6 protein-coding genes and 1 riboswitch are annotated in these 5,154 nt (G+C 58.2%); of the genes, 3 read left to right on the top strand and 3 right to left on the bottom strand.

The window, feature by feature from the left end; genetic code table 11:
• Positions 1–219 precede the first annotated feature (219 nt).
• The 3 genes from ACILRA_RS19510 to ACILRA_RS19520 form a co-directional block, all read right to left on the bottom strand.
• Positions 220–1,461, bottom strand: coding sequence for a vanadium-dependent haloperoxidase (locus ACILRA_RS19510; RefSeq protein WP_395663721.1), 1,242 nt, complete (start codon positions 1,459–1,461; stop codon positions 220–222).
• Positions 1,462–1,521: 60 nt separating this feature from the next.
• The gene (locus ACILRA_RS19515) at positions 1,522–2,130 is read right to left on the bottom strand and encodes an S-adenosylmethionine synthetase N-terminal domain-containing protein (protein ID WP_395663722.1); all 609 of its coding nucleotides are present in this window, start codon (positions 2,128–2,130) and stop codon (positions 1,522–1,524) included.
• Positions 2,131–2,223: 93 nt separating this feature from the next.
• A complete protein-coding gene (locus tag ACILRA_RS19520; protein ID WP_395663723.1) occupies positions 2,224–2,652 on the bottom strand; it encodes a DUF3293 domain-containing protein in 429 nt (142 codons plus the stop codon).
• 29 nt (positions 2,653–2,681) lie between these two features.
• Positions 2,682–2,784: riboswitch (SAM-I-IV-variant riboswitch) on the bottom strand.
• Between the two features lie 177 nt (positions 2,785–2,961).
• Between ACILRA_RS19520 and ACILRA_RS19525 the strand changes: the two genes are divergently transcribed.
• From ACILRA_RS19525 to ACILRA_RS19535, 3 genes are all read left to right on the top strand, one after another.
• A complete protein-coding gene (locus tag ACILRA_RS19525; RefSeq protein WP_395663724.1) occupies positions 2,962–3,456 on the top strand; it encodes a hypothetical protein in 495 nt (164 codons plus the stop codon).
• Complete coding sequence (locus ACILRA_RS19530; RefSeq protein WP_395663725.1) at positions 3,456–4,682, top strand: PAN domain-containing protein; 1,227 nt, start codon at positions 3,456–3,458, stop codon at positions 4,680–4,682. The genes ACILRA_RS19525 and ACILRA_RS19530 overlap by 1 nt, the downstream gene beginning before the upstream one ends.
• Positions 4,683–4,711: 29 nt before the next feature.
• The coding region (locus tag ACILRA_RS19535; protein WP_395663726.1) for an exonuclease domain-containing protein at positions 4,712–5,154 on the top strand (443 nt) is incomplete at its 3' end.

The following is a 5,154-nucleotide window of genomic DNA, read 5'->3' on the forward strand; positions in this document are numbered from 1 at the left end:
GCAACCCGCCGTCGAATTGGGCGGCGATCCTTTTACCGGCAACAGGTGACAGGCCGGGCAACATCGGGGTAGAATCGATCATGGCGGGTGTCGCTTCCCTGAAACTGCGATGATTGGCGTCAGTAACAAAATCATACGTGATTTCAGTTGCTTAAGCTACACCCGCCTGTCCAGAATGCATAATTCGGGCTAGTAAATCGATTGCTTTGACAACGTGGCTCACTTCTTGATTGGCATATACTTCCACGATGCGAGACGGCCGATCGCCCTGCCGAGTTCCTCTCCAGCGAGGGTGGAAAATCGATAGTGCACGCCGCCAAGGATGCGAGCTCTGTTCACCTCATCGCAGAATGAACGCGTAGTCCGCCACGACCTCTCAACGCCAGGCAATGCCGGGCTCACTGTCTTAAGCTCTGGCAGGCTCATTCCGTCCATCTCGACATCGATCAGTTGCGCAACAATCCCTGCATGAGAGCAGTGCGAACATGGATACTCCGGATGCAAGGGAGTCTTGATGAATGGCAGCCAGCCCCCTTCCCTTGCGGTCAGCCTATTCCCGTCCTTATCTCCATTCCTTATAGCTGTGATCGGCCGCCAGAAATTATAGTGGTACTTCGCCTCGGCGACAGCCATGAGGGAATCATCCATTGCCTGCGAGGCAATTGCGATAAAGCGGGCATTTTCGATGGGCGTCCGCTCCGGGAGGTCAGCAACGGAGTAGAGAACGCCGAAATATTTTCCCGGTACGCGTGCCGACCAGAACACGGCAATATCGGAATCTTCCTGAGACCGCTTTGCGCTCTTCTTTGCCCCCCACACCTTGACCTCCTGGTAGGCCGACACCCATGCCTTGCTTTCGAGAGAGGGTGGTTGCGGCGGACGCAACTGATTGGCACGCGCCAAGATCCATGGCTTTCGACTGGGCAGGGTCAGATATTCGGGTAGTACTGTCGGGACATACTGTCCGGCCCGAGTGAAGGGGCGATAGGTTTCGACGTCCGGAATAGCTGCTGCCGAAGGCAGCTTCAGGATTTCACTTGCAATCTGCTCACCAAGTTCAACACTGTCTCTTTGCCAGGGTAGATTTGTCCCAGACTCCAGGTTAGCCCGCAACTTCGGTTCTTGGTCGGGAACCAGATCCCGGAATACTGCAAGAAGTGCTGCAGCTCCAGCTATCTTCTCATCCAGTGAGGGGCGGCGGGAGGCATCCGCTGCCTCGATGTCGGAGGAATAATTAGGGTCGGCAGCATTCATAGACTCGAACACGGCCGTCTGCGCGATTGCGTTGATCCTATAGGCCTCCTCGGGAGGTACGCCAGAGTCGTCGATGGCAGACAGGCTGATCCGGGACCAGTCCGTGACATAATCAGCCATCGATGGTCGGCTACCCACCCCAAGGGAAACCACCAGCAGCACCAAGATTGCCAAGTGGCTTCCCACGCGCTTGCCACCGATGTGCATTCACAGTTTCTCCCCAACTCTCTGACCTGACCGACATTTTGGACCAAGTCGAATGAGAGACTATGGCATGTTTGCGGTTCCGTCGAGTGCGGGTGGTGGCGCGATGGTGACGGGCGCAGGCGGGCGGTAGCGGAAGGTGACCTGGGACTTTGCGTCCGGCCCAAGCCACGGCAGGCTGCCGTTTCGCCTGACTTCCGCCTGCCGTTGTACCAGCCGGTGGGCATGGACGATGGGCGCCGGCATCAGCTCGGGCGTCTCGGTGCAGGCGTAGCCGAACATCAGGCCCTGGTCGCCGGCTCCGAGAACCCCGTCCTCGCGGTCTACGCCCTGGTTGATGTCCTGCGACTGGCCGTTGAACCTGACCTGGATTTCGCACCGGTCCGGATCGATGCCGGTGCCGCTGTCGGTGTAGCCGGCGTCCTGCAGTACATGCCGCACCAGGCGGACGGCTTCCTCCCGCACTGCCCGGAAATCCTCGACGCGGCGGGTCCTGAACTCCCCGGCGACGACGACGCACTGGTCGGCGAGCAGGGTTTCGCAGGCGACCCTGGCGTCGGGATCGCGTTTCAGGAAGGCGTCAAGGACTCCGTCGGAAATCCTGTCGGCGAGCTTGTCGGGATGGCCCTCGGACACCGATTCCGACGTGAACAGGCCATTGCGAATGGACATGCGTCTTCTCCTTTTAGCCGCGTTCGACGAAATGTCGGGGGCGGCAATCCGGATCAAATCCCCCCGGCCAGTCAGGTTGGCCAGACCAAGAATTCAGCGAAGCAGCAGCAGTTGAGGCACGGCATCCATTCCGATCCAGACCACCGCATCCTGCCGGAAATGGCTTCCCAGTTCCCGCGCGTCATCGATATCGATCCCGAAGGCCAGATAGCTCTTCTCCGGGCGCCATTTACCGGATGGATCGGATCCTTCGCCCTCCATGATCGCAGACGCCAGAGGGCGGAGAGTCTCGCTTAGACGGGCATGAGCCTCTTTGTTGGCGGCGTCATTCTGCCCTTGCCCAAGAGGATTGAACGCGGTGATGAAGAGGGCGCAATCCGATCCGTTTGCTGCGTAGCGCAACGCGAGAGCAGGCGAATACTGGCCGATCCGCAACACAAGCACATCAGGCCCAGAAACGGCACGATAGTGCGTCGCCTTATATGCCCTGATCTTTTCCTCGGAGATTTCCGTCGGCGCCATTTTTTGTCCCTCATCACTCAGAGGGTCGACGCACCCCGTATAATTGCTCTTTCAAGCCGCATCTCCTTTCGGACACCACCTTGCCCGGGTAGGCAGGTTGGTTTGGGCGTCGACCCAATCCAGATGCTGTGTTCTTTTTACCGAACGGCAGTGTTCAAGTCAATGGTGCGACGACTCATTGTCGGAGTTCTGCCAGGCATGCCGAATGCATGAGCCGATCCAAGCTGGCTTGCCTAATCCAAAACTCTTGAGTGATACTGGGTATGGCGGGTAATTCGCAAAGCGGCCGCTCGAGGAAAACGCACTCTCATGATCGAACTCATTGATGTCGACACCGCCGGGCTGCTCCGCGTAGCTGAATCCAGGTTCACGCTAGGGTATGGGAGCGTCCACGGCCCGATACACTGGCGTGCAGTGCTCTGGAACGGAATGGTGCTCGCCGAAGAGCTGGAAGTTGACCGCTCCTTCGTAGCCGTTTTTGCACTCCTGCATGACTGCCGGCGCGAGAACGAATGGGAAGATCCCCGACATGGGGCGCGTGCAGCGGACGTCGCAAGGGAGATCAATGGGCGGTTCTTCGATTTCGAACCGGGCAGGCTGACGCGCCTTGCGGAAGCCTTGCACTGGCATGATGCGGGAAAGGTACACTCGGACATCGACATCTCCTGCTGCTGGGCAGCAGACCGTATCGAACTCCGGCGCGTCGGAATCGAGCCCGCGAAATGGGGGTTCTGCGAACGCACATGGCCCGTGGCTCAGCGCATGCTGTCCAAGCGGAAAACCGAGAGCGTCGAGGGTTCCTGATGCGAAGCCAGCACAGCAATCCTGAGCGTACTTGCCTGGTCAATGGTTGGCTCGGGGCTGTTGAGCGCATGATCTGCCTGATGCTCGTCTCTGCGGTTCTGCTCGCAGGAATGTGCCATTACCCCGAAGCCGCTGAAATCAGCGTGGAGCCCGATCCTTCGGGTGACATTGTCTTCATCACAATTGAAGGCGAGCTTGTGGCCGGAGATGAAAAGAAGTTCGCGCAGGTGGCCCTTCAGAACGACATGGCCATTGTCGTTCTGAACAGTCCCGGCGGGAGCACACTCGCTGGTGTCGAGATCGGTAAGGCGATTCGGCTGAAAGGCTTCTTCACCTACGTTCCGGCGGATACCGTCTGTGCGTCCGCCTGCGGTTACATCTGGCTCGCGGGCGTACAACGTTACATGGAGGAGTCATCGAAGGTGGGCTTCCATGCGTCCTTCATCCAGGAAAACGGTGTGAACCGGGAAACCGGCGTCGGAAACGCGCTGGTTGGCGCATACCTCAACTCTCTGGGACTGTCACAGTACGCGATTGCCTACATCAGCTCCGCATCGCCCGATTCAATGACATGGTTGACCCTTCAGGACGCGGAGAGCGTCGGCATCGATGTGAAGATAGCAAATGAAACATCGCCTGCGACGGACCGGAGAAGAACGGCAAGTCCCTCGAATGATGAAGAGATCGTGGTGGTACCGTTGGAGCCGCCATCCGGCCAGGTAGTGCAGGGCACTCCTCCTGTGGTGACCGCCCCTGCTGTCGATAACAGCCAGATTGCCATGTCTCACATTCAAGGTGCTGATATATACGGTCATGACCTTCCCGGCATGCCGCTTAAGAACGTGTCGGCAGCACAGTGTGAGGAAGCGTGCATGTCTGACAGGCGCTGCAGGGCATTCACGTTCAACACCAGGCACGCTGTGTGTTTTCTCAAGTCTGATGGCGAACGCGTATTCAGGAACCCGAACGCATTTGCTGGCTACAGGATCTATCTTGAGAGCAGGCTCCGAAGATCGACGATCACGATCATGGAAAGAACCGACTATCCGGGGAACGACTACCGGGAGATACGGGACGTGGGATTCGGCGAGTGTTCCGACGGTTGCGAGAAGGATCATCGCTGCCGCGCATTTACATACATGGCCAGAAGAAAGAGCTGCTGGCTGAAAAGCGCGATTTCCAGTCCCCTCGAGACAAAGACCACGATCTCTGGTCGCAAAGACTGAGTGGTCAGGGCGCGCGGGGCAGATATCTCATGGCATTTGTCTTCTATGATACCGAGACAACGGGCAGCGATACCTTCTACGACCAGATTCTGCAGTTTGCGGCGATAAAGTCTGACGACGCCCTGAATGAAGTCGATCGCTTCGAGATCCGCTGCCGCATCCAGCCACATATTCTTCCGGCTCCGGGGGCTCTTCTCGTTACCGGTGTCGCTCTGGAGCAACTGTCCGATCCTGTACTGCCGTCCCACTTCGAGATGGCGGCCACGATCCACGAGAAGCTCTCAGCATGGTCGCCTGCGGTATTTGCCGGCTACAACAGCCTGGAATTCGATGAAGATCTCCTTCGGCAAGCCTTCTACCAATCGCTGCTACCGCCCTTTCTGACGAATACCAACGGCAACAGCCGCCTCGACATCATGCGCCTGGCGCTGGCGGTCCACGAGTTCGAACCGGGCAGATTGGAAATACCCCA

The organism is Aestuariivirga sp., from assembly GCF_044239095.1.
Classification (GTDB): Bacteria; Pseudomonadota; Alphaproteobacteria; order Rhizobiales; family Aestuariivirgaceae; genus Aestuariivirga.

Excerpts from the sequence above, each read along its gene's own strand:
- ACILRA_RS19510 (WP_395663721.1), bottom strand. The coding sequence starts at position 1,461 with ATGCACATCGGTGGCAAGCGCGTGGGAAGCCACTTGGCAATCTTGGTG.
- ACILRA_RS19515 (WP_395663722.1), bottom strand. The coding sequence starts at position 2,130 with ATGTCCATTCGCAATGGCCTGTTCACGTCGGAATCGGTGTCCGAGGGC.
- ACILRA_RS19520 (WP_395663723.1), bottom strand. The coding sequence starts at position 2,652 with ATGGCGCCGACGGAAATCTCCGAGGAAAAGATCAGGGCATATAAGGCG.
- ACILRA_RS19530 (WP_395663725.1), top strand. The coding sequence starts at position 3,456 with ATGCGAAGCCAGCACAGCAATCCTGAGCGTACTTGCCTGGTCAATGGT.
- ACILRA_RS19525 (WP_395663724.1), top strand. The coding sequence starts at position 2,962 with ATGATCGAACTCATTGATGTCGACACCGCCGGGCTGCTCCGCGTAGCT.